Source organism: Geomonas subterranea (genome assembly GCF_019063845.1).
Classification (GTDB): Bacteria; Desulfobacterota; Desulfuromonadia; order Geobacterales; family Geobacteraceae; genus Geomonas; species Geomonas subterranea.
This window is the reverse complement of record NZ_CP077683.1, coordinates 2311398-2330179: the sequence shown is the minus strand read 5'-3', so window position 1 is coordinate 2330179 and position 18782 is coordinate 2311398. Positions and strand designations below refer to the sequence as shown.

Sequence of the window (18782 nt, the reverse complement as noted above, 5' to 3'; positions counted from 1 at the left end):
CTGCCGTGGCGGTGACGCCGCCACGGCAGCCGCAGGTATTGCAACTAATTCAACGACCACCAATCGAAAGGGAACAGTACCATGAAGAAGATTAACATCGCGGCCATGACCGTCGCTGCGGCCCTGGCGTGCTCCGCGCCCGCACTGGCCATCGATCTCAACGCCTACGGCAACATCAAGCTCGGGACCTTCTGGACCCAGAACTCCTTCTACAGCGCGGCCACCGGCGCCGCCCGTCACGACAGCGACTTCAGCCTGGACAACTTCGGTGACAGCTTCATCGGCGTCAAGGTGAAGGACGGGGAATACTCCGGCGTTGCCGAGGTCGGCCTTTACAACCCGAAGGCGTACTCCAAGGGGGTGGAAGTGCGGCTCCTCTACGGCGAGTGGGATTTCGGCGAGGGTAAACTGCGCATCGGCAAGACGCCGAGCCCCTACGTGTTCCGCTCCCAGCAGGTCTGGGACAGCGACGGCGGCTTCAACGGCTACGGCTCGCTCTGGGACGGCCGCTACGCCAACATCAAGGTGACCATGAACAACGGCTTCTACGTCGACGCCATGCAGCCGCGCGTCGGCAACCAGGCCAACAACACCACCAACGTCTCCCCCAACGCCGACGTGACCGCGGCCTACAGCCAGACCGGGAACAGCTACGCGGCCACCTACACCGACTACGACACCATGCTCCCCAAGATGGTGGTCGGCTACGAAGGGAAACTGAACAACTGGACCTACGGCGGCGGCGTCGCCGGCAACTGGTACAAGGTGACCAGCTCGACCAACAACTCCACCCCGGTGACGCACGACATCTATTCCTACCTCGCCTTCTTCCACGGCAAGGTGGATCTTGCGCCGGTTGAATTGAGCTACAACGTATTCACCGGCCAGAACACCGGCGACCTGATGAGCACCGCGACCGGCAACGGTACCGGCAACACCCTGGCCAACCCCGGCCAGGCTAACGGCGCCTACTACGACACGCTGCACGGCAAGAACTCCCACACCTACGGCGGTTTCGGGCAAGTGGGATACCGGGCCAGCGACCGTGCCATGTTCTACACCGGCGCCTCCTACGTCAGGGACGACAACCCGATCGCCCACGCCGACGCCCGCATGGCCGCCTTCGTCAACATGAACTATGCCCTCGGCAAACACATCAACATCGTCCCGGAGATCGACTACCTGAACGACTTCAAGAACTCCCTGGGACAGAAAGAGCCGCGTTCCCTGATCGCCGGCGCCAAGTGGCAGATGACCTTTTAACACCACGATGCTCCGGCAAGCGCCGGAGATCCCGGCCATGGCGGCGGGGGGACGCTCCCCCCGCCGCCATGGGCACACACGATCAGCGATGACCTCCCCTCCCAGTCCCTCTCCCTCCGGGAGAGGGTGCCCGAAGGGCGGGTGAGGGCTCTGCCTGCCGCGGTTATTTTGCCCCTGGCAACGCCCTCGCCCTGCCCCTCTCCCGGGGGGAGAGGGGACGTGGACGTATGTGCGGAAGCTCATGCTCAATCGGTAAATGGAAGAAAACGATGGAAAAAAACTGTCAGCTCCTCACTCCGACCGCGCGCGACCCGTATCAGGACACGCTGCACTGGGACAGTCGCTACCGCAGCATCATCGGCCGCCTGAACCGGATGCTGGAGCAGTTGCGTCGCCACCCCTCGTCCGACGTGACCGGCGAGCTCGATCAACTGGTGACGGCGACGCTCACCCAGATCGGACCGGAGGAGCGCTACATGGAACTGGTGGCCTTCCCAAAGGTCAGGGAACACCGGCTTTGTCACCAGTCGATCAGCATCGGGACCGCGAAGCTGCGCTACCGCCTGGCGCTCGGGAAGGGGGCGCCGGCTGACGAACTGGAGCAGATCCGGCGGCTCTGGCTGGAGCACATCGAAGTGCACGACCGGCTCTTCGAGACGTTTCTGACTGCAAGGGGGTAGACGATGCCGGAGCGCGACCTGCTGCGAACCCTGTTCCTGGTCAACTTCGCCGTGACACTGGCTTTCGGCATCGCCGACGCCTTTTTCTCGACCTATCTCTTCAGCCTCGGCGCACGCGGCCTCATGCTCGGGTTGCCGCTGGTCTGCTATTCCCTTGCCAAGATCGTCTGCAGCCCCGCGCTGGGCGCCTGGTCCGAGCGGGTCGGCTACCGCCACGCGGTGCTGGTAAGCCTCGCACTGTACCTTGTGGTCTCAACCGGCTACCTCTTCAATCTCTCCGTTCCGGCCCTCACCGTGCTGCGCCTGCTGCAGGGGGTGAGCTGCGCACTGTTCCGCCCGGTGCTCGTGTCACTGGTAGGAAGTTGCGCCGCCGAGACGAGACGGGGCACGACCCTCGCCACCTTCGACATCTCCTTTTACGGGGCGCTTTGTCTGGGGCCGCTCGCCGGCGGCCTGCTCAAGGACTCTTCCGGCTTCGTCGGCGTGTTTGCCGCCGTTGCCCTTTTGTGCCTGATCGCCCTCTGTGCCGCCCTGTACGGTATCCCCGGCGGCGACCGCTGCGGCGGCAACGCCCCGGGGCACTCGCGGCCCGTGAGTCCTCGTTTATTACGGCGGGATCACGCCGGCAGCTACCGGGCGCTCCTCTTCTTCATCTTCGGCAGGGCCTTCGGCATCTCGCTTACCGGCTCCTTTCTCCCCATCCTCCTTACCGCAAAGCTCGGGCTGACCGGTCTGCGCAGCGGCGCCATCCTCGCATCCGGCACCGTCGCCATGACGCTGCTTTTGCGCCCCATGGGGATCCTCTCCGACCGCGCGCCGCGCCGTCTCCTGGTAACGGCGGGGGGGACCGCGGTGTCCGTTCTCTACTTTCTGGTCCCGGCCGCGCCCGGCTTTTACCAGATGCTGCTGCTCACCCTGGCCATCGGCGCCTGCAGCGTGCTCTCCCAGCCGGCGAGCAGCGCGTTGCTGGTGGAAGAGGGGATGCGGCACGGCATGGCGGTGACGGTGGGCACCTTCAACGCGACGCTGAACCTCGGCTTCGCGGCGGGCCCTCTCTTGGGCGCGCTGCTGCAGGGAAGCCTGGGCATTGCCGCTGTCTTTCACGCCGCCGGGACCGTCGGGCTTGGCGCCGTCGCCCTCTTCGCCCTGCACGGCGGCAGGCCGGAGACGGAAGGAGGGCTCCGGCCGTCCGCCAAAATGGTCCCGGCGGTTTCCGCGACGGCATCCTCCTCATGTGAATCCGTCCCTCCGTACTCTCACGCCGCTTGACCGGGCCCGCGAAAACGGCTATTCTGGCAAAATTTCACATGAGAGGGGCTCGTTATGGTGCGTCCGAGTTGGGATGAATATTTCATCGAGATCACGCGTCTGGTCGCCAAACGCTCCACCTGCCTGAGGCGGCAGGTCGGCGCCGTCCTGGTGAAGGACAAGAACATCCTGGCGACCGGCTACAACGGCGCGCCATCCGGTACGGCCCACTGCCTGGATATCGGCTGCCTCCGCGAGAAGATGGGGATCCCGTCCGGCGAGCGCCACGAACTTTGCCGCGGCCTGCACGCCGAGCAGAACGCCATCATCCAGGCCGCCAAGCACGGCACCTCCATCGAGGGGGCGACCCTGTACTGCAACACCATGCCCTGCATCATCTGCTCGAAGATGGTGATCAACTCCGGCATCAAGCGCGTGGTCTACCTCTCCGGTTACCCGGACCAGCTAGCAGAGGAGATGATCCGCGAGTCGGGCATCGTCGTCGAGAAGTACGAGGAATCGCAGCCATGAAATGTCCATTCTGCAGTTTCAGCGACAGCAAGGTGGTCGATTCCCGCCCCGACAAGGGAGGCGCCGCCATCCGGCGCCGGCGCGAGTGCGAGTCGTGCGGCAAGCGTTTCACCACCCACGAGCGGGTAGAGGAAGTGCTGCCGCTTGTCACCAAGCGTGACGGACGGCGCGAGCCTTTCGACCGTATGAAGCTGGTGGCGGGCCTGCAGAAGGCCTGCGAGAAGAGGCCGGTCTCCGTGGAGACCATCGAGAAGCTGGTCGACCGCCTGGAAACCCGGATGCAGGAGAGCGGCGAGCGCGAGATCCCGACCACCACCCTGGGCGAGTGGATAATGAACGAACTGCACGGCATCGACCAGGTCGCCTACGTCCGTTTCGCCTCCGTGTACCGTTCCTTCAAGGACATCAACGAGTTCATGGTGGAATTGCAGGACCTCCTAAAGAAATAACACCCGGTGGCCGAAGGCTCTACACTTCTTCCCCTCTCCCTCTGGGAGAGGGTGGCCAAAGGCTCCACACTTCTTCCTCTCTCCCTATGGGAGAGGGTGGCCGAAGGCCGGGTGAGGGAGTTGCCACAGAGGAAAGCTTAGCGGCCATTGCAACGCCCTCACCCCGACCCTCTCCCAGGGGGAGAGGGAGGATTATAGATACCGAGTGCCAGGAAGCGAAATGTCTGCTCACCACCTGAAAATGATGCGGCTGGCGCTTTCCGAAGCCAGGAAGGGCGTGGGCAAGACTGCTCCCAACCCCGCGGTCGGCTGTGTCATCGTGAAAGACGATGCCATCGTCGGCAAGGGGTGGCACAAAAAGCGGGCACCCCCCACGCCGAGGTGCATGCCCTGAGGAAAGCCGGCGCGCTGGCGCAGGGCGCCGACGTCTACGTGACGCTGGAGCCCTGTTCCCATTTCGGGAAGACCCCTCCCTGCGCCAAGGCGCTCATCGAGGCCCGCGTCTCGCGCGTCTATGTGGCCATGGTCGATCCGAACCCGCTGGTTTCCGGCCGGGGCATCGCTATGCTGCGCGAAGCCGGCATCGAGGTCGAGGTGGGGCTTTTGGAGGCCGAGAGCAGGGAACTGAACCTCCCCTTCATCAAATGGATCCAGACCAGGCGCCCTTACGTGGTGCTGAAAAGCGCCATCACCCTGGACGGCAAGAGCGCCACGGCGAGCGGCGATTCCAAGTGGGTGACCGGGGACGCCGCGCGGCGTGAGGTACACCGGCTGCGCGGCAGGCTGGATGCCATCATGGTCGGTGTGGGTACCGTGATCAAGGACGATCCGCTCTTGACCTGCCGGGTCCCCGGCGGCAAAGACCCGCTGCGTGTAATCGTCGATTCCACGCTCAGGATCCCGCGGCACGCCGCCCTGTTCAGCCTGAAGTCGCAGGCGACCACCGTCATCGCAACCTGCTGCGCGGACCCGGCGCGGGGCGATGCGCTCAGTGCACACGGAGTCGAGGTGCTGGTCTGTAAGGAGCGCGACGGGCGGGTCGACCTGGACGACCTCCTGTCCAAACTGGGGGAGCGCGGTGTGCAGTCCGTCCTGCTGGAAGGGGGGCATCACCTGGCCGGCGCCTTCGTGCGGGGCGGGTTCATCGACCGCTGCATGTTGTTCCTGGCCCCCAAGCTCGTCGGCGGTACCGGCATGGGGCTCTTCGCCGGCGAGGGAGTTCAGCTCATGGCCGACGCCATCCGGCTGGAAGATGTGCAAGTAAAGCGGATCGGCGTGGACCTGCTGGTGCAAGGCAAACCGGCAAAAAAGCAAAACCATTAGCCACGGAGAAATTCGGAGAAAATCTGAGCAGGACCAAAAGCAGGAAAGACTGTATGGTTTTAAACCTTCAAAAGATTTTGCTTTTCTCCGATGTTCTCAGATTTTCTCCGTGGCCAACGGTTCAAGAGGTTTTATGTTCACAGGTCTGGTGGGGGGTGCCGGCATGGGGCTCTTCGCCGGCGAGGGAGTTCAGCTCATGGCCGACGCCATCCGGCTGGAAGATGTGCAAGTAAAGCGGATCGGCGTGGACCTGCTGGTGCAAGGCAAACCGGCAAAAAAGCAAAACCATTAGCCACGGAGAAATTCGGAGAAAATCTGAGCAGGACCAAAAGCAGGGAAGGCTGTTTGGTTTTAAACCTTCAAAAGATTTTGCTTTTCTCCGATGTTCTCAGATTTTCTCCGTGGCCAACGGTTCGAGAGGTTTTTTGTTCACAGGTCTGGTGGGGGGTACCGGCATGGTGCTCTTCGCCGGCGAGGGGGTTCAGCTCATGGCCGACGCCATCCGGCTGGAAGATGTGCAAGTAAGGCGGATCGGCGTGCACCTGCTGGTGCAAGGCAAACCGGCAAAAAAGCAAAACCATTAGCCACGGAGAAATTCGGAGAAGATCTGAGCAGGACCAAAAGCAGGAAAGACTGTATGGTTTTAAACCTTCAAAAGATTTTGCTTCTCTCCGATGTTCTCAGATTTTCTCCGTGGCCAACGGTTCAAGAGGTTATATGTTCACAGGTTTGATTGAAACGGTCGGCGAACTGGTTTCCATCGAGCGCCGCGGCGCGTCGGGGAGCCTCACGGTCAAGACCTCGCTCCCCCTGGATGAGATCCGGATCGGCGATTCCATCGCCATCAACGGTGCCTGCCTCACGGTCGTGCGCAAGGGGGGGGGCGCCGTCACCTTCGACGTCTCTCCCGAGACCATCGACCGCACCGCCTTCAAAAACCTTAAAAGCGGGGCGCCGCTCAACATGGAGCGCGCCATGCGCCTGTCGGACCGTCTGGACGGCCACCTGGTCTCCGGCCACGTCGACTGCGTCGCCACCATCACAGGTCGGCGCGAGGTGGCGAACAACATCGTCTTCACCTTCAGGTTTCCGGCCGAGTTCGCCAAGTACATCGCGCCCAAGGGCTCCGTCGCCATCGACGGCATCAGCCTCACCGTGAACGACGTGACGGCGGACAGCTTCAGCGTCAACGTCATCCCGCACACGGCCGCGAAGACGACGCTCCTCTCCAAGCGGGCGGGTGACGAGGTGAACATCGAGACCGATCTGCTGTGCCGCTATCTGGAACGGCTTCTGGCTGGACGGGAACTCAAAGAAGGCGGGGTCACCCTCGACCTGCTGACTAAAAACGGCTTTATCTAGCTGCTTTCGCTTCCACTTGGACGAAAATTTTGCTATGGTCAACGACCTAAGGTTTGTTGTCCAACCAAATCGGCGCCGGACTGTGACAGCTGTCGCGTCGCAGCGACCGATACTGAACGAGGAGAGGTTACATAATGTCTGTAGCGAGCATAGAGGAAGCCATTGAAGAGATCAAAGCCGGGAGGATGGTGATCCTGGTGGACGATGAGGACCGCGAGAACGAAGGCGACCTCACCATGGCGGCTCAGTGTGTGACCCCGGAGGCGATCAACTTCATGGCCCGGTTCGGCCGCGGCCTGATCTGTCTCACCATGACGGCGGAACGTTGCGACCGCCTCGACCTGCCCCCCATGGTGCAGGACAACACCTCATCCTTCGGCACCGCCTTCACCGTCTCCATCGAGGCCAAGAAAGGGGTGACCACCGGCATTTCCGCCGCGGACCGTGCCCACACCATCCTGACCGCTGTGGCGCCCGACGCGCAGGCAGCCGACCTGGCGCGCCCGGGGCACATCTTCCCGCTGCGCGCCAAAAACGGCGGCGTCCTGGTCCGCTCCGGGCAGACCGAGGGGTCCGTCGACCTCGCGCGCCTTGCCGGGATGGAGCCTGCGGGTGTCATCTGCGAGATCATGAACGAAGACGGCACCATGTCGCGCATGCCGGAGTTGAAGAAGTTCGCCAAGGAGCACGGCATCAAGGTCTGCACCATCGCCGACCTGGTCGCCTACCGCCTGAAGCACGAGTCGCTGGTGCGCCGTTCAGTCGAGGTTGCGCTCCCCAGCTCATTCGGCAACTTCCGGGCCGTCGCCTTTGAAAACGACATCGACAAGCTCGAGCACCTGGCGCTGGTCAAGGGTGAGGTCAAGGGGGACGAGCCGGTCCTGGTCCGCGTCCACTCCGAGTGCCTGACCGGCGACGTGTTCGGTTCCGTGCGCTGCGACTGCGCGGAGCAGTTGCACGCCGCCATGGCGCAGATCGAGAAGGAAGGGAAGGGGATCATCCTCTACATGCGCCAGGAAGGGCGCGGCATCGGCCTCACCAACAAGCTCAAGGCCTACGCGCTCCAGGACCAGGGGCACGACACCGTCGAGGCGAACCTGGCCCTTGGCTTCAAGGCGGACATGCGCGACTACGGCATCGGGGCCCAGATCCTGGTCAACCTCGGCGTCAAGAAGATCCGCCTGATGACCAACAACCCCAAGAAACTGATCGGCCTGCAGGGGTACGGCATCAACATCGTCGAGCGGGTCCCCATCGAGATGAAGCCCTCCAAGGACAACGAGAAGTACCTGAAAACCAAGCGGGAGAAGATGGGGCACCTGCTGGAAAATATCTAAAGAAGACCGCTCTTTAACTCGAGCTTTATCTTAATCTTTATCTTAATTTTGGTTTTACTGGAGTCATTATGCCTAAATATTTAGAGGGAAAGCTGAACGCTGAAGGGCTCAAGTTCGCCATCGTCGTTGGCCGTTTCAACAGCTTCATCGGGGAGAGGCTCCTCGAGGGAGCGCTGGACGCGCTGGTGCGTCACGGCGCCGATGATCAGCAGATCACCGTGGTCCGCGTGCCGGGTGCTTTCGAGATCCCGCTCGCCGCGCAGAAATTGGCCAAAACCGGCAGCTACGACGCGCTCATCTGTCTGGGGGCCGTGATCCGCGGTTCCACCCCCCACTTCGACTACGTTTCCTCCGAGGTATCCAAGGGGATCGCCCACGTCTCGCTCGAGACCGGGGTTCCCGTCGCCTTCGGCGTTTTGACCACTGACACCATCGAGCAGGCGATCGAGCGCGCCGGGACCAAGGCCGGCAACAAGGGTTTCGAAGCCGCCGTAACGGTGATCGAGACCGCAAACCTGTTCAGGGAGATGAAATAATTGACCACACGCAGAGAAGGTAGAGAACTGGCGCTGCAGGCGCTCTACTCCAAGGACCTGGTGACCCAGGACCCGAGCACCACGCTCAAGCGCATCATCGAGAGCTTCGGTGAAGGCGAGGATCCGACCCTTTCCGCCAACTCCAAGGCCTACGCCTTCGCATCGGAATTGGTGAGCGGCGTTGCCGGCCACCTCCAGGAGATCGACGGACGCATCGCCGAAAAATCCAAGCACTGGAGCATGGCCCGCATGGCGCGTGTGGATCTGAACATCCTGCGCCTGGCCGTGTTCGAGTTGTTGTATCGTCCGGACATCCCGAAGAACGTCACCATGAATGAGGCCATCGAAGTCGCCAAGAAGTTCGGTGCCGACGATTCCGCGTCCTTTGTCAACGGCATCCTCGACGAGATTGCCTCCAGCGTGACGGACAAGGAATAGATAAACGAACAGGGATGAAGGGGATAAACGGGATAAGCAAACAGGGATGAAGGGGATGTGAGACCGCGGAACCCGCCTTGCTCCCTTACCTGAACCTAAGCAGGCGTGCAGGGGATGCCGGCCTATGTTGAGAACGTCGGCCTGGCGTCCCCCCCTTTGCGAAGGGGGACAGGGGGGATTTAGTTTTTATCACTTGCATCCCCTTCATCCCTGTATGAAATGTCAGTGTTTTTTTAAAATCTGAAATCGATCAAAGAGGGAATATGGAAGAGATTAAGGTAGGCCTGCTTGGTTTCGGCACCATCGGTGCCGGCGTCGTGAAGCTGCTCAAGGAAAACTCCACCCTCCTCTCCGAGAAGACCGGCACCCGGATCTCTCTGAAGACCATCGTCGACTTGGACATCACCACCGACCGCGGCGTAAGTACCGAAGGGATCACCCTCTCGAGAAACGCCGAAGACGTCCTGGCCGATCCCGAGATCTCCGTTGTGATCGAGCTGATCGGCGGCTACGAGCCCGCCCGCAGCTTCGCCCTCAAGGCGATCGGCAACGGCAAGCACCTGGTCACCGCTAACAAGGCGCTCCTGGCGGTACACGGCGAGGAGATCTACGCCGCTGCCAAGAAAAACGGCGTCGAGGTCCTGTACGAGGCGGCGGTTGGCGGAGGCATTCCGGTCCTCTCCGCGATCAAGGGGAACATGGCCGGCAACCGCTTCTCCACCGTGCTCGGCATCGTCAACGGCACCTGCAACTACATCCTCACCAGGATGACGCAGGAAGGGGCGGACTTCTCCGAAGTCTTGAAGAGCGCGCAGGAACTCGGCTACGCCGAGGCGGATCCCACCTTCGACATCGAAGGGGTCGACACCGCGCACAAGCTCTGCCTCCTCCTGTCGCTCTGCTTTGGCACCAGGATCGACCTCAAGGACGTCTATTCGGAAGGGATCACCTCGATCACCTGCGAGGACGTCGATTTCGCCCACACCTTCGGCTACCGCATCAAGCTGCTGGCCATCGGCAAGATGGACGGCGGCCAGATCGAGGCGCGCGTCCATCCGACCATGATTCCCATCGACTACCCGCTGGCCGACGTGCATGGCGTCTTCAACGCCATCAGGCTCACCGGCGATTTCGTCGGCCCGGTCATGTTCTACGGCCGCGGTGCCGGGATGGACGCGACCGCCAGCGCCGTCGTGGGTGACGTGGTCGATCTGGCCCGCAACATGAGCGCCGGCATCACCCGCCGTTGCGCGCCGCTGGGCTTTTTGGACGAGAAGGTCGCCACCCTGCCGATCAAGCCCATCGGTGAGATCGTCAGCAAGTACTACATCCGTTTCCAGGCGCTGGACCGCCCGGGCGTACTGGCGCGCATCGCCGGTGCCCTCGGGGCGCGCGGGATCAGCATCGCCTCCATGCTGCAGAGTGCGAGAAGCGCGGACGAAGTCCCCATCGTGATCATGACCCACGATGCGCGCGAGGCGGACGTGAGAAAGGCCCTGGCCGAGATCGACACCTTCGAGGTCATCCGCGCCAAGAGCACCTTCATCAGGATCGAGGACAACCTCGAATAGGCTGAGGGGCGGCAACGGTAAAAAGAAAGGGCGAAGTCAATTGACTCCGCCCTTTTTCTTTGCAGTGAAACCCGGAACACAGAGGACACGGAGGTTCACAGAGAACACAGAGGAAAGGCCGCTTCGGGGGGAAACAAAACCTATTCATTTACTCCGTGACCTCCGTGGCCTTTCTCCGTCTCCTCCGTGTTCCGCTTTCAGGTTCAGTTTTAACGTAGACCCTGGAACGTAGAACTTCGATTAGCCTCTCTCGTATTTCTCCACCACGCTTTGGTAGTGCTTCTCGAACCCCGCCTCCGATCTCTGCTCCGCCTTCTGGTACCCGGCGACGATGCCGTGGCGCACCCCTTCGGGGAGGATCCGCTCGGCGAGCGGGTAGAGGATGTCATCCTCCTTCGCGATGTGCTCCCGCAAGAGGTCCAGGTATCCCCTGGCGTTGGCGACGATGGCCTCTTCCTGCCCCGCCTCGCCGTTCAGCGCCCTCGTCGCCGCCTCTTCCATAGCCTTCACGTAGGCGCGACCGAGGTCGTGCTCCATCAGCATGGCCGCTACCGGGCTGTTGTCCCGGGGCATGCCGTTTTCCACCAGCGCTTCGAACAGGACATCCTCCTCCTTGGCATGGTGGAAACGGTCGGCGTAGTTCCTTATGAAGTCAACACCGTCCAGGTAAAACTGGTAATCCTTGAAGGTCCCTTCCTCTGTGAGCCGCGCGTTCTTCTCCAAAAGGGCCAGCATCCTGAGAATCAACTGGTGCTCGTCCTTAAGCCTCTGGGTGACGTCCTGTTTCATGGCCTAGTTTCTCCTCTCGCCGTTGATGCCGATCACCGCGGTCTCCAGCGGGATCTCCTTGCCGGACTGTGCCAGCGCCTGGCGCACCATCATGTCGAGACCGCGGCAGCAGGGGACTTCCAGGATGGCGACGGTGATGCTCTTCACGTTGTTCTCGCTGAAGATCCGGGCCAGCTTCTCGACGTACGGGGCGGTGTCGTCCAGTTTCGGGCAGGCAATCGCCAGCGCCTTCCCTTTCAACAGGTCGCTGTGGAAGCTCCCCAGCGCGAACGCCACGCAGTCGGCGGCGATCAGTATCTCGCTGTCCTGGAACCAGGGGGCGGTGGGGGGGACCAGGTGCAGCTGCACCGGCCACTGCCGGAGCTCGGAAGCCGCCTTCACGGTGTTCTCGTTCTCGGTTGCCTCGTTTCTCTCGATAACCCTTGCCATGCTGCCGGGGCAGCCGCATCCTGCATGTGCCATGTCTACTTCTCCCTTTTATATGTCGTGTTCGTTGTGGTTGTGGCGTGTGCCGTTCCGAATATTCTAGGCGACCCTGCGATTTTCCGCTTTTGCGTCCAAATAGTCATTTATTTCTGTTTCCACCGCCGCTTCCTGCTCCTGCGTCAGGCCGTGGATGGAGACGACGTCCTTCAGGAGGCAGATGCCGACCTTGCAGGTGACGCATCCGATCTCGTAGCGGTTAAGAATCTCCCCGATCTCCGGGTGGTTCGCAATCACGTTTTGAATCGCCGTATCGCCCAAGCCGTTTTTGAATTCCATCTGTTTCCTCCCGTGTTCTTGATGATCTGACAATACCTCTCTCCCTTCAAATTGTTTATGACCTGGGTCAAAAATATACAATTGTCTGAATCTGTGCCCGGCAGGCGGAATTGCGGAGAAACATTGACGTTTTGGCGAATCAGCGTAAAATGAATCGCTGGCGCAGCGGGAAAATAGTGGTGGTCGCGGGGAAAAAGCGGAGAGGCGTTATGGAACAGGACCTCAGATCTCAGATCGAACGATTGGAGCAGGGCATGGCGCTGGTCCCGGAGGTGAAGGTGCAGTTTGATCGTGCCTACGCCGAGATCGCGCAGAAGGTGATCACGGCCGAGGTTCCCGGGGCGGGCGACGCCGCACCCGACTTTGTCCTCCCAAACGCGGTGGGGATTCCGGTGGCGCTGGCCGACGCGCTGGCGCACGGTCCCGCCGTGGTCACCTTTTACCGGGGGATCTGGTGACCTTACTGCAGCCTTCAGTTGAGGGCCTACCAGAAGATACTTCCGGAAATACTGCAGCGCGGTGCGTCGCTGATGGCGATTTCGCCGCAGAGTCCGGACAAGTCGCAGGCGACGCTATTGAAGAATTTTTTGCAGTACGAGGTGCTGAGTGATCTGGGCAACGTGGTGGCGCGCAGGTACGGGTTGGTGTACCGGCTCCCCGACTGGGTCCAGGGGCTCTACAAGGATCTGGGGGTGAACCTCCCCGAATTCAACGCCGATGAATCGTGGGAGCTCCCCATGCCGGGGACCTTCGTCGTGGGGCGGGACGGCAGGATCATCACCAGCTATGCCGACAGCGATCCCAGGGACCGCCTGGAGCCGCAGGCCATCCTCGACGCGCTGAAACAATAGAACCTAAAGCATGATTTAACGCAAAGCCGCGAAGACGCAAAGAAAACACCCCTGTGAGTGTAATCGTTTCAGATTTTCCTCTAGTTGTTGCTTTATTCTTTGCGTCTTTGCGTTAACAAAAGAAGTTATCGTAAAAACAATCGCAGCAAAAGCTTTAACGCAAAGGCGCAAAGCCGCGAAGGCGCAAGGAGAAACACCCTTTTGGGGGTAATAGTTTCAGACTTTCTTCTAGTTGTTGCTTTATTCTTTGCGCCCTTGCGTCTTTGCGTTAAAAATGAAGTTGTCTTTTTGTTTTTGCCTTTGCAGTAAATCCTGTTTTTTCTGCTTTGCGTCTTGGCGCCTTGGCGCCTTTGCGTTGAAGCTTCCAGTTTTTCGTTTCACAGGGGGGGATCTATGGCTACAAAAATAGGTATTCTGACCGGAGGGGGGGACTGCCCCGGGCTGAACGCGGTGATCAGGGGAGTGGTGAAGGCGGCAGTCGGGCGCGGCTGGGAGGTGGTCGGCATCGAGGACGGCTTCGACGGCTTCCTCCACCCGGAAAAGTGCCGCCCCCTCGGGCTCGAGGAGGTACGCGGCATACTGCCGCGGGGCGGCACCATCCTCGGGACCTCCAACCGCGGCAACCCCTTCGCCTTTCCCATCATGCGCGACGGGAAGGTGGAACTGGTCGACGTCTCCGAGGAGGTATGCTCCAGGATCGATAAGCTCGGGCTGACCGCGCTGGTGGTGGTCGGCGGGGACGGCTCCCTCAAGATCGCCCAGGAGATGATGAGGCGCGGGGTCCCCATCGTGGGGGTGCCCAAGACCATCGACAACGACCTCATGGAAACGGACGTCACCTTCGGCTACAACACCGCCCTCGAGACCGCCACCGACGCCCTGGACAAGCTTCACTCCACGGCGGAAAGCCACCACCGCGTCATGGTGCTCGAGGTGATGGGGCGCTACGCCGGCTGGATCGCACTCGAATCGGGTATCTCCGGCGGCGCCGACGTCATCCTCATCCCCGAGATCCCCTACGACATCGACCGCATCCGCGACGCCATCATCGCGCGCTGCAAGCGCGGCCGGCGCTTCAGCGTGGTCGTGGTCGCGGAAGGGGCCTATCCCAAGGGAGGAAACCGGGTGCTGAAGGAGGCCGCTGGGGGAAAATCGGTGGTAGAGCGGCTTGGCGGGGTGGGGGAGGCGCTCTCCCGGGAACTCGGGGGCGTGCTGGAGATGGACATCAGGGTGACGGTGCTTGGGCACCTGCAGCGCGGCGGCACGCCTTCCACCTTCGACCGCTCTGTCGGCAGCAGGTTCGGGGTGAAAGCGGTCGAACTGGTCGAGGCCGGCTCCTTCGGCCAGATGGTCTGCCTCAAGGGGCGTCACATCACGTCGGTCCCCATCGAGGATGCCGTGCGCAGCCTCAAGCTGATCGATCCGGCGGGAGAAATGGTGCGGCATGCGGAGGCGCTGGGGATCATGCTCGGCAGGTAACATTAAGGATATGGTTGACTTTGCCTAATCTCTGAACTAGACTGCGGAAAATTTCTCCGGCCGCACCCAGCGGCAAAGAACGCAACGAGGTGGCTTACATATGAATAACCCGATTGCCGGAGCCAACAGGAGCCAGCTGTATGCGCTTGCCGGCTTTTTACTGGGGTCCATGGCCCCCCTGGGATGGATCATCCTGCGTCTCTTGCTCTTCTCGGACCCCAACCTCCCCCTCACCGCACAGCTTTTCTCCGAAATGACCCAAAGCGCCCAAGGCATGGCCCTCTACGTCTACATGGGAGGGGGGACCGCGGTGGTGCTCGCGGTCGTCGGCTTCTTCATCGGCAGGGCCATAGACGAGTTGCACCAAAAGGGTGCAAAACTGGACCAGCTGGTCCAGGAAGTGGACGGCCAGAAAAAGCTCTTCGAAAACCGCTACAAGGTTCTCGATAACAACATCAAGAACTTCCACAAGATCAACAGCCGGATCCAGAAGGCTGTGCGCAGCGATGACGTGCTTGCCCTCTGCGTGGAAGGGCTGCACGAGGTGCTGGGGTACGAGCGTGTCAACGTGCTCATGGCCGACCCGGAGCGCAAGAACCTCTACTTCGCCGCCAGCGCCGGCAACGACAGCGCGGTCGGGCCCGAAGTCACCGTCCCGCTCGACTCCCGTTCCGGCGTCATCTACAAGAGCTTCGCTGAGAAGCAGGTCTTCTTCGTGGAAGACATCTCCAAGTACCCGGCCGAGTTCCTGCTGCAGGCCCCCTACGATGCCATCGAGCCCCTGCGCTCCTCTACCTTCATCCTCTGCCCCATCCTCCTCAAGGGGGAGACCATCGGGGTGTTCGGGCTGGACAACAAGAAGAGCCACCGCGCCCTCAACGATACCGACGTCGACACCATCCGTCTCTTCGCCGACCAGGCCGCCGCGGCGCTCATGCGCATCAGCCTCTTGCAGTCCATCGACCGGCTCACCCTGGAACTGGGGCGGACCTTCGCCGATCTCTCCCAGAAGCGGGACAACTTCTCCTCCAACCTCTACCGCCTGATGAACGCCGCCGAGTCCCTCTCCGGAGGTGCCCTGAAGATCGACGCCGCCAGCCACGGTGTCATGGAGTCGGTCGACAGCGCGAGTGTCTCCGCCGCCCAGATCTCCGTCTCCACCGACCAGATCACCCAGAACATGGATGCGCTTTCCGACTCGGTGTACAAGTCTGTCTCCGCGATGGAGCAGATCTCCTCGACACTCAGGCAGGTCGAGAAGAGCACCAGCCATTCCCACAGCCTTTCCAGCCGCGTCAAGGAGCACGCCGAGGACGGGACCCGGATCGTGCAGGAAACCGTCTCCGCCCTGGCCGAGATCCAGCGCTCGGTCGATCTCTCCTACGAGGGGATCAAACGCCTGAGCGCCAACAGCGGCAGGATCGAGGGGTTTGTCAGCGTGATCAACGACATCACCAAGAGAACGAACCTCCTGGCGCTGAACGCTTCCATCATCGCGGCGCAGGCCGGCGAGTACGGCAAGAGCTTCGGCGTCGTCGCCGACGAGATCAGGAACCTGTCGCTGCAGACCGGCCTCTCCACCGGCGAGATCACCGGGATCATCGAGGAGATCATGTCCGAGTCCCGCACCGCTTCGGACAACGTGACCAGCACCAAGGAACTGGTCAAGAAGGGGGTGAAGCTCGGGCAGCAGACCGGCGCCTCCCTGTGCAGCATCCTTGAGAGCTCGCAGAAGGCGCTGGACATGACCGAGCAGATCAAGCTCGCCACGGAGGAGCAGGCTTCCAGCGTGCAGCTGGTGACCCGCTCCATCGAAGACGTAAGCTCCATGACCATGCAGGTCTTCAAGGCCTCCAAGGAGCAGGCGCAGGCGACCAAGGACGTGGCGCGCGCGCTCGAGGACGTCAAGGAGATGAGCCATGACATGGTCAGCGCCGCCGGGCGTCAGAGCGTGGATAGCGGAGAAATCAAGGGGAGCATCGACTACGTCACCAGGATGGCCGAGGCCATCTTCGACAGCATAGAGCAGCGCCAGCAGGAAAGCGGCCAGGTGGTCAAGGAGCTCGAGCAGATCAGGGCGAGCGCGGAGTAGGCAGAAAAGTCTGGACTTTGTCGTAACCGTTGTGCTAGTTTGTAACGGCGTTTGGCCCGCTATCGATAAGTGGAGCCGCGAAGGGCGCCGGCAGTACGGACATACCGCCTGGATTTCGTAAGGAACCGGTACGGGAAGCGATAAGCTGAACAGAGCTGCGCCCAGTCATGTGCGCGATCTCTTTTTGACAGCGTCTTCCTCACCGGAGACGTTTTTTTTTGCCCGCGCTGCGGTTTTTCCGATATCGAGCCCGGCGCGCCGGATACCCCGGGTCCGTAAACACCCCGTTCTGTTCACCCGTATACGATTTCCCTCGCCCCCCGGGAGAGGGCTGGGGTGAGGGCAGGGGGAGGATACGCCCAACCTGCTGTAGGGGCGAATAATCATTCGCCCGGAACCGCCACTACCACCACAGGAGTCGAAGAAAGATGCAGAAAGCCAAAACCGTTCTCGACTTTCACAGGATGAAAGCGGAAGGGGAAAAGATAACGGTCCTCACCAGCTACGACTTCCCGCTGACCGGCATCATCGACGCCGCCGGGATCGACATGATCCTTGTCGGGGATTCGGTCGGGGTCGTGGTGGCGGGGTACGACAACACCCTGCCGGTCACCATGGAAGACATGATCTACCACACGAGAGCCGTGATGCGGGCGCGCCCCAAGGCGTTCGTCGTGGCCGACATGCCCTTTCTCTCCTACCAGACCGACCTGGCGAGCGCCCGTCTCAACGCGGGGCTGCTGGTCAAGGATGGTGGCGCCGCCGCCGTCAAGATCGAGGGGGGCGTCAACGTCGCCGAAACCATCGTCGCCATCACCGCGATGGACATCCCCGTGATGGCGCACATCGGACTCACCCCGCAGTCACTGCACCGCATGGGTGGCTACAAGGTGCAGGGGAAGGGTGACGCGCAGGCGGAGAAACTTATCGAGGACGCCCGCGCCGTCGAGGCGGCCGGCGCCTTCGCCGTGGTCCTCGAGGGGATCCCCATGGGGCTCGCCCAGCGGATCACGCGGGAGCTCACCATCCCGACCATCGGCATCGGTGCCGGCCCTCATTGCGACGGGCAGGTGCTGGTGATCCACGACATCCTGGGGCTGTGCAGCAAGTACTCTCCCAAGTTCGTCAAGCGCTACGCCGAATTGGCACCGGTCATCGGCGAGGCGGTCGCCACCTATATCGCCGACGTCAAGGGCGGCGCATTTCCCGAAGAAAGGCATTGTTTCAAATGATAGTCATCGAATCCGTCGCCCAGATGCAGGAGTTCGCGCGGCAAAGACGGGGCGAGATCGCCCTGGTGCCCACCATGGGCTACCTGCACGAGGGGCACGCATCCCTCATGGTGGAGGCGCGCAACCGCGCCAAGACCGTCGTCGTCAGCATATTCGTCAACCCGACCCAGTTCGGCGTCAACGAGGACCTGGACAGCTATCCCCGCGACTTCGAGCGCGACAGGAAGGTCGCCTCGGCGGCCGGAGTGGACGTCATCTTCGCCCCCAGGGCCGCGGAGATGTACCCCGCCGGCTACCAGAGCTACCTGAACGTCGAGGGGCTCACCACTGAGCTCTGCGGGGCGAGCCGTCCCGGGCATTTCCGCGGCGTCACCACCGTGGTCGCCAAGCTCTTCAACATCGTGATGCCCGCCGTCGCCATCTTCGGGAAGAAGGACTTCCAGCAGCTCGCCGTGATCCGGCGCATGGTGCGGGACTTCAACTTCGACGTCGAGATCGTGGGGATGCCGATCGTGCGCGAGGCCGACGGCCTGGCCCTCAGCTCCCGCAACGCCCGGCTCACCCCGGAGCAGCGTGAGCCCGCCCTGTGCCTCTCCCGCTCCATCGCCGCCGCCCGTGACGCCTTCCGGGGCGGCGAACGCAGCGTCGCCGTGTTGAGGCGGAAGGCTTTGGCTTTGATAGAAAGAGAGAGCGTCGCGGAGCTCGATTACCTGGAGTTCAGGGATCAGGACACCCTGCTTCCGTTGCAGACAGCTGATGAGAGGACGCTGCTCGCACTCGCCGTGCGGGTCGGCTCGGTACGATTAATCGACAACACTGTACTTGGGGAGGAATAAGAA

The 18782-nt window shown here is 61.8% G+C and carries 20 protein-coding genes and 1 pseudogene; 18 read left to right on the top strand and 3 right to left on the bottom strand.

Annotation, left to right across the window (positions count from 1 at the left end; genetic code table 11):
- Nucleotides 1–81 precede the first annotated feature (81 nt).
- The 13 genes and pseudogenes from KP001_RS10070 to KP001_RS10010 all read left to right on the top strand — a co-directional run bounded on the left by KP001_RS10070 (nucleotide 82) and on the right by KP001_RS10010 (nucleotide 10738).
- Nucleotides 82–1263 (top strand): hypothetical protein, encoded by a 1182-nt coding sequence (locus tag KP001_RS10070; RefSeq protein ID WP_217289375.1) that lies wholly within the window; start codon nucleotides 82–84, stop codon nucleotides 1261–1263.
- A 269-nt stretch (nucleotides 1264–1532) separates the two neighbouring features.
- Complete coding sequence (locus KP001_RS10065) at nucleotides 1533–1943, top strand: hemerythrin domain-containing protein (RefSeq protein ID WP_217289374.1); 411 nt, start codon at nucleotides 1533–1535, stop codon at nucleotides 1941–1943.
- 3 nt (nucleotides 1944–1946) lie between these two features.
- Complete coding sequence (locus tag KP001_RS10060; RefSeq protein WP_217289373.1) at nucleotides 1947–3212, top strand: MFS transporter; 1266 nt, start codon at nucleotides 1947–1949, stop codon at nucleotides 3210–3212.
- 54 nt (nucleotides 3213–3266) lie between these two features.
- Nucleotides 3267–3722 (top strand): deoxycytidylate deaminase, encoded by a 456-nt coding sequence (locus KP001_RS10055; protein WP_217289372.1) that lies wholly within the window; start codon nucleotides 3267–3269, stop codon nucleotides 3720–3722.
- Entirely contained in the window at nucleotides 3719–4171 is a 453-nt protein-coding gene (gene nrdR / locus KP001_RS10050; RefSeq protein WP_217289371.1) for a transcriptional regulator NrdR, read from the top strand. The genes KP001_RS10055 and nrdR overlap by 4 nt, the downstream gene beginning before the upstream one ends.
- A 220-nt stretch (nucleotides 4172–4391) precedes the next feature.
- Nucleotides 4392–5410: pseudogene (gene ribD, locus KP001_RS10045) on the top strand (bifunctional diaminohydroxyphosphoribosylaminopyrimidine deaminase/5-amino-6-(5-phosphoribosylamino)uracil reductase RibD); the annotation flags it as partial.
- 217 nt (nucleotides 5411–5627) lie between these two features.
- Nucleotides 5628–5786, top strand: coding sequence for a hypothetical protein (locus tag KP001_RS10040; protein WP_239027964.1), 159 nt, complete (start codon nucleotides 5628–5630; stop codon nucleotides 5784–5786).
- Between the two features lie 133 nt (nucleotides 5787–5919).
- Entirely contained in the window at nucleotides 5920–6078 is a 159-nt protein-coding gene (locus KP001_RS10035) for a hypothetical protein (protein WP_217289370.1), read from the top strand.
- Nucleotides 6079–6211: 133 nt separating this feature from the next.
- The gene (locus KP001_RS10030; protein WP_217289369.1) at nucleotides 6212–6856 is read left to right on the top strand and encodes a riboflavin synthase; all 645 of its coding nucleotides are present in this window, start codon (nucleotides 6212–6214) and stop codon (nucleotides 6854–6856) included.
- A gap of 134 nt (nucleotides 6857–6990) precedes the next feature.
- Nucleotides 6991–8193: a bifunctional 3,4-dihydroxy-2-butanone-4-phosphate synthase/GTP cyclohydrolase II gene (locus KP001_RS10025; RefSeq protein WP_217289368.1), complete on the top strand. Its 1203-nt coding sequence runs from the start codon at nucleotides 6991–6993 to the stop codon at nucleotides 8191–8193.
- 68 nt (nucleotides 8194–8261) lie between these two features.
- On the top strand, nucleotides 8262–8729 hold the full coding sequence (gene ribH / locus KP001_RS10020) for a 6,7-dimethyl-8-ribityllumazine synthase (RefSeq protein WP_216498300.1): 468 nt from the start codon (nucleotides 8262–8264) through the stop codon (nucleotides 8727–8729).
- On the top strand, nucleotides 8730–9167 hold the full coding sequence (nusB, locus tag KP001_RS10015; protein WP_217289367.1) for a transcription antitermination factor NusB: 438 nt from the start codon (nucleotides 8730–8732) through the stop codon (nucleotides 9165–9167). It begins immediately after the preceding gene.
- Nucleotides 9168–9430: 263 nt separating this feature from the next.
- Nucleotides 9431–10738, top strand: a complete 1308-nt coding sequence (locus KP001_RS10010) for a homoserine dehydrogenase (protein WP_217289366.1) — start codon at nucleotides 9431–9433, stop codon at nucleotides 10736–10738.
- A gap of 240 nt (nucleotides 10739–10978) precedes the next feature.
- Here KP001_RS10010 and KP001_RS10005 read toward each other — a convergent pair whose 3' ends face one another.
- From KP001_RS10005 to KP001_RS09995, 3 genes are all read right to left on the bottom strand, one after another.
- Entirely contained in the window at nucleotides 10979–11527 is a 549-nt protein-coding gene (locus KP001_RS10005) for a hemerythrin domain-containing protein (protein ID WP_217289365.1), read from the bottom strand.
- Between the two features lie 3 nt (nucleotides 11528–11530).
- Complete coding sequence (locus tag KP001_RS10000; RefSeq protein ID WP_217289364.1) at nucleotides 11531–11989, bottom strand: iron-sulfur cluster-binding oxidoreductase; 459 nt, start codon at nucleotides 11987–11989, stop codon at nucleotides 11531–11533.
- Between the two features lie 63 nt (nucleotides 11990–12052).
- Entirely contained in the window at nucleotides 12053–12289 is a 237-nt protein-coding gene (locus tag KP001_RS09995) for a hypothetical protein (protein ID WP_217289363.1), read from the bottom strand.
- Nucleotides 12290–12498: 209 nt separating this feature from the next.
- Between KP001_RS09995 and KP001_RS09990 the strand changes: the two genes are divergently transcribed.
- The 5 genes from KP001_RS09990 (at nucleotide 12499) to panC (ending at nucleotide 18779) form a co-directional block, all read left to right on the top strand.
- Nucleotides 12499–13140 carry a peroxiredoxin-like family protein gene (locus tag KP001_RS09990; protein WP_217289362.1) on the top strand — a complete coding sequence of 214 codons (642 nt, stop codon included), beginning with the start codon at nucleotides 12499–12501 and terminating at the stop codon, nucleotides 13138–13140.
- Nucleotides 13141–13533: 393 nt separating this feature from the next.
- Nucleotides 13534–14619: a 6-phosphofructokinase gene (locus KP001_RS09985; RefSeq protein ID WP_217289361.1), complete on the top strand. Its 1086-nt coding sequence runs from the start codon at nucleotides 13534–13536 to the stop codon at nucleotides 14617–14619.
- A 100-nt stretch (nucleotides 14620–14719) separates the two neighbouring features.
- Complete coding sequence (locus KP001_RS09980) at nucleotides 14720–16711, top strand: methyl-accepting chemotaxis protein (RefSeq protein WP_217289360.1); 1992 nt, start codon at nucleotides 14720–14722, stop codon at nucleotides 16709–16711.
- Nucleotides 16712–17139: 428 nt separating this feature from the next.
- Nucleotides 17140–17943: a 3-methyl-2-oxobutanoate hydroxymethyltransferase gene (panB, locus tag KP001_RS09975; RefSeq protein ID WP_217289359.1), complete on the top strand. Its 804-nt coding sequence runs from the start codon at nucleotides 17140–17142 to the stop codon at nucleotides 17941–17943.
- The gene (gene panC, locus KP001_RS09970) at nucleotides 17940–18779 is read left to right on the top strand and encodes a pantoate--beta-alanine ligase (protein ID WP_217289358.1); all 840 of its coding nucleotides are present in this window, start codon (nucleotides 17940–17942) and stop codon (nucleotides 18777–18779) included. Before panB ends, panC begins: the two co-directional genes overlap by 4 nt.
- Nucleotides 18780–18782: the final 3 nt, after the last annotated feature.

What these genes read in the sequence shown, in the direction of transcription:
- KP001_RS10070 (WP_217289375.1), top strand. Translation starts at nt 82, where the DNA reads ATGAAGAAGATTAACATCGCGGCCATGACCGTCGCTGCGGCCCTGGCG.
- KP001_RS10065 (WP_217289374.1), top strand. Translation starts at nt 1,533, where the DNA reads ATGGAAAAAAACTGTCAGCTCCTCACTCCGACCGCGCGCGACCCGTAT.
- KP001_RS10060 (WP_217289373.1), top strand. Translation starts at nt 1,947, where the DNA reads ATGCCGGAGCGCGACCTGCTGCGAACCCTGTTCCTGGTCAACTTCGCC.
- KP001_RS10055 (WP_217289372.1), top strand. Translation starts at nt 3,267, where the DNA reads ATGGTGCGTCCGAGTTGGGATGAATATTTCATCGAGATCACGCGTCTG.
- nrdR (WP_217289371.1), top strand. Translation starts at nt 3,719, where the DNA reads ATGAAATGTCCATTCTGCAGTTTCAGCGACAGCAAGGTGGTCGATTCC.
- KP001_RS10040 (WP_239027964.1), top strand. Translation starts at nt 5,628, where the DNA reads ATGTTCACAGGTCTGGTGGGGGGTGCCGGCATGGGGCTCTTCGCCGGC.
- KP001_RS10030 (WP_217289369.1), top strand. Translation starts at nt 6,212, where the DNA reads ATGTTCACAGGTTTGATTGAAACGGTCGGCGAACTGGTTTCCATCGAG.
- KP001_RS10025 (WP_217289368.1), top strand. Translation starts at nt 6,991, where the DNA reads ATGTCTGTAGCGAGCATAGAGGAAGCCATTGAAGAGATCAAAGCCGGG.
- ribH (WP_216498300.1), top strand. Translation starts at nt 8,262, where the DNA reads ATGCCTAAATATTTAGAGGGAAAGCTGAACGCTGAAGGGCTCAAGTTC.
- KP001_RS10010 (WP_217289366.1), top strand. Translation starts at nt 9,431, where the DNA reads ATGGAAGAGATTAAGGTAGGCCTGCTTGGTTTCGGCACCATCGGTGCC.
- KP001_RS10005 (WP_217289365.1), bottom strand. Translation starts at nt 11,527, where the DNA reads ATGAAACAGGACGTCACCCAGAGGCTTAAGGACGAGCACCAGTTGATT.
- KP001_RS10000 (WP_217289364.1), bottom strand. Translation starts at nt 11,989, where the DNA reads ATGGCACATGCAGGATGCGGCTGCCCCGGCAGCATGGCAAGGGTTATC.
- KP001_RS09995 (WP_217289363.1), bottom strand. Translation starts at nt 12,289, where the DNA reads ATGGAATTCAAAAACGGCTTGGGCGATACGGCGATTCAAAACGTGATT.
- KP001_RS09985 (WP_217289361.1), top strand. Translation starts at nt 13,534, where the DNA reads ATGGCTACAAAAATAGGTATTCTGACCGGAGGGGGGGACTGCCCCGGG.
- KP001_RS09980 (WP_217289360.1), top strand. Translation starts at nt 14,720, where the DNA reads ATGAATAACCCGATTGCCGGAGCCAACAGGAGCCAGCTGTATGCGCTT.
- panB (WP_217289359.1), top strand. Translation starts at nt 17,140, where the DNA reads ATGCAGAAAGCCAAAACCGTTCTCGACTTTCACAGGATGAAAGCGGAA.
- panC (WP_217289358.1), top strand. Translation starts at nt 17,940, where the DNA reads ATGATAGTCATCGAATCCGTCGCCCAGATGCAGGAGTTCGCGCGGCAA.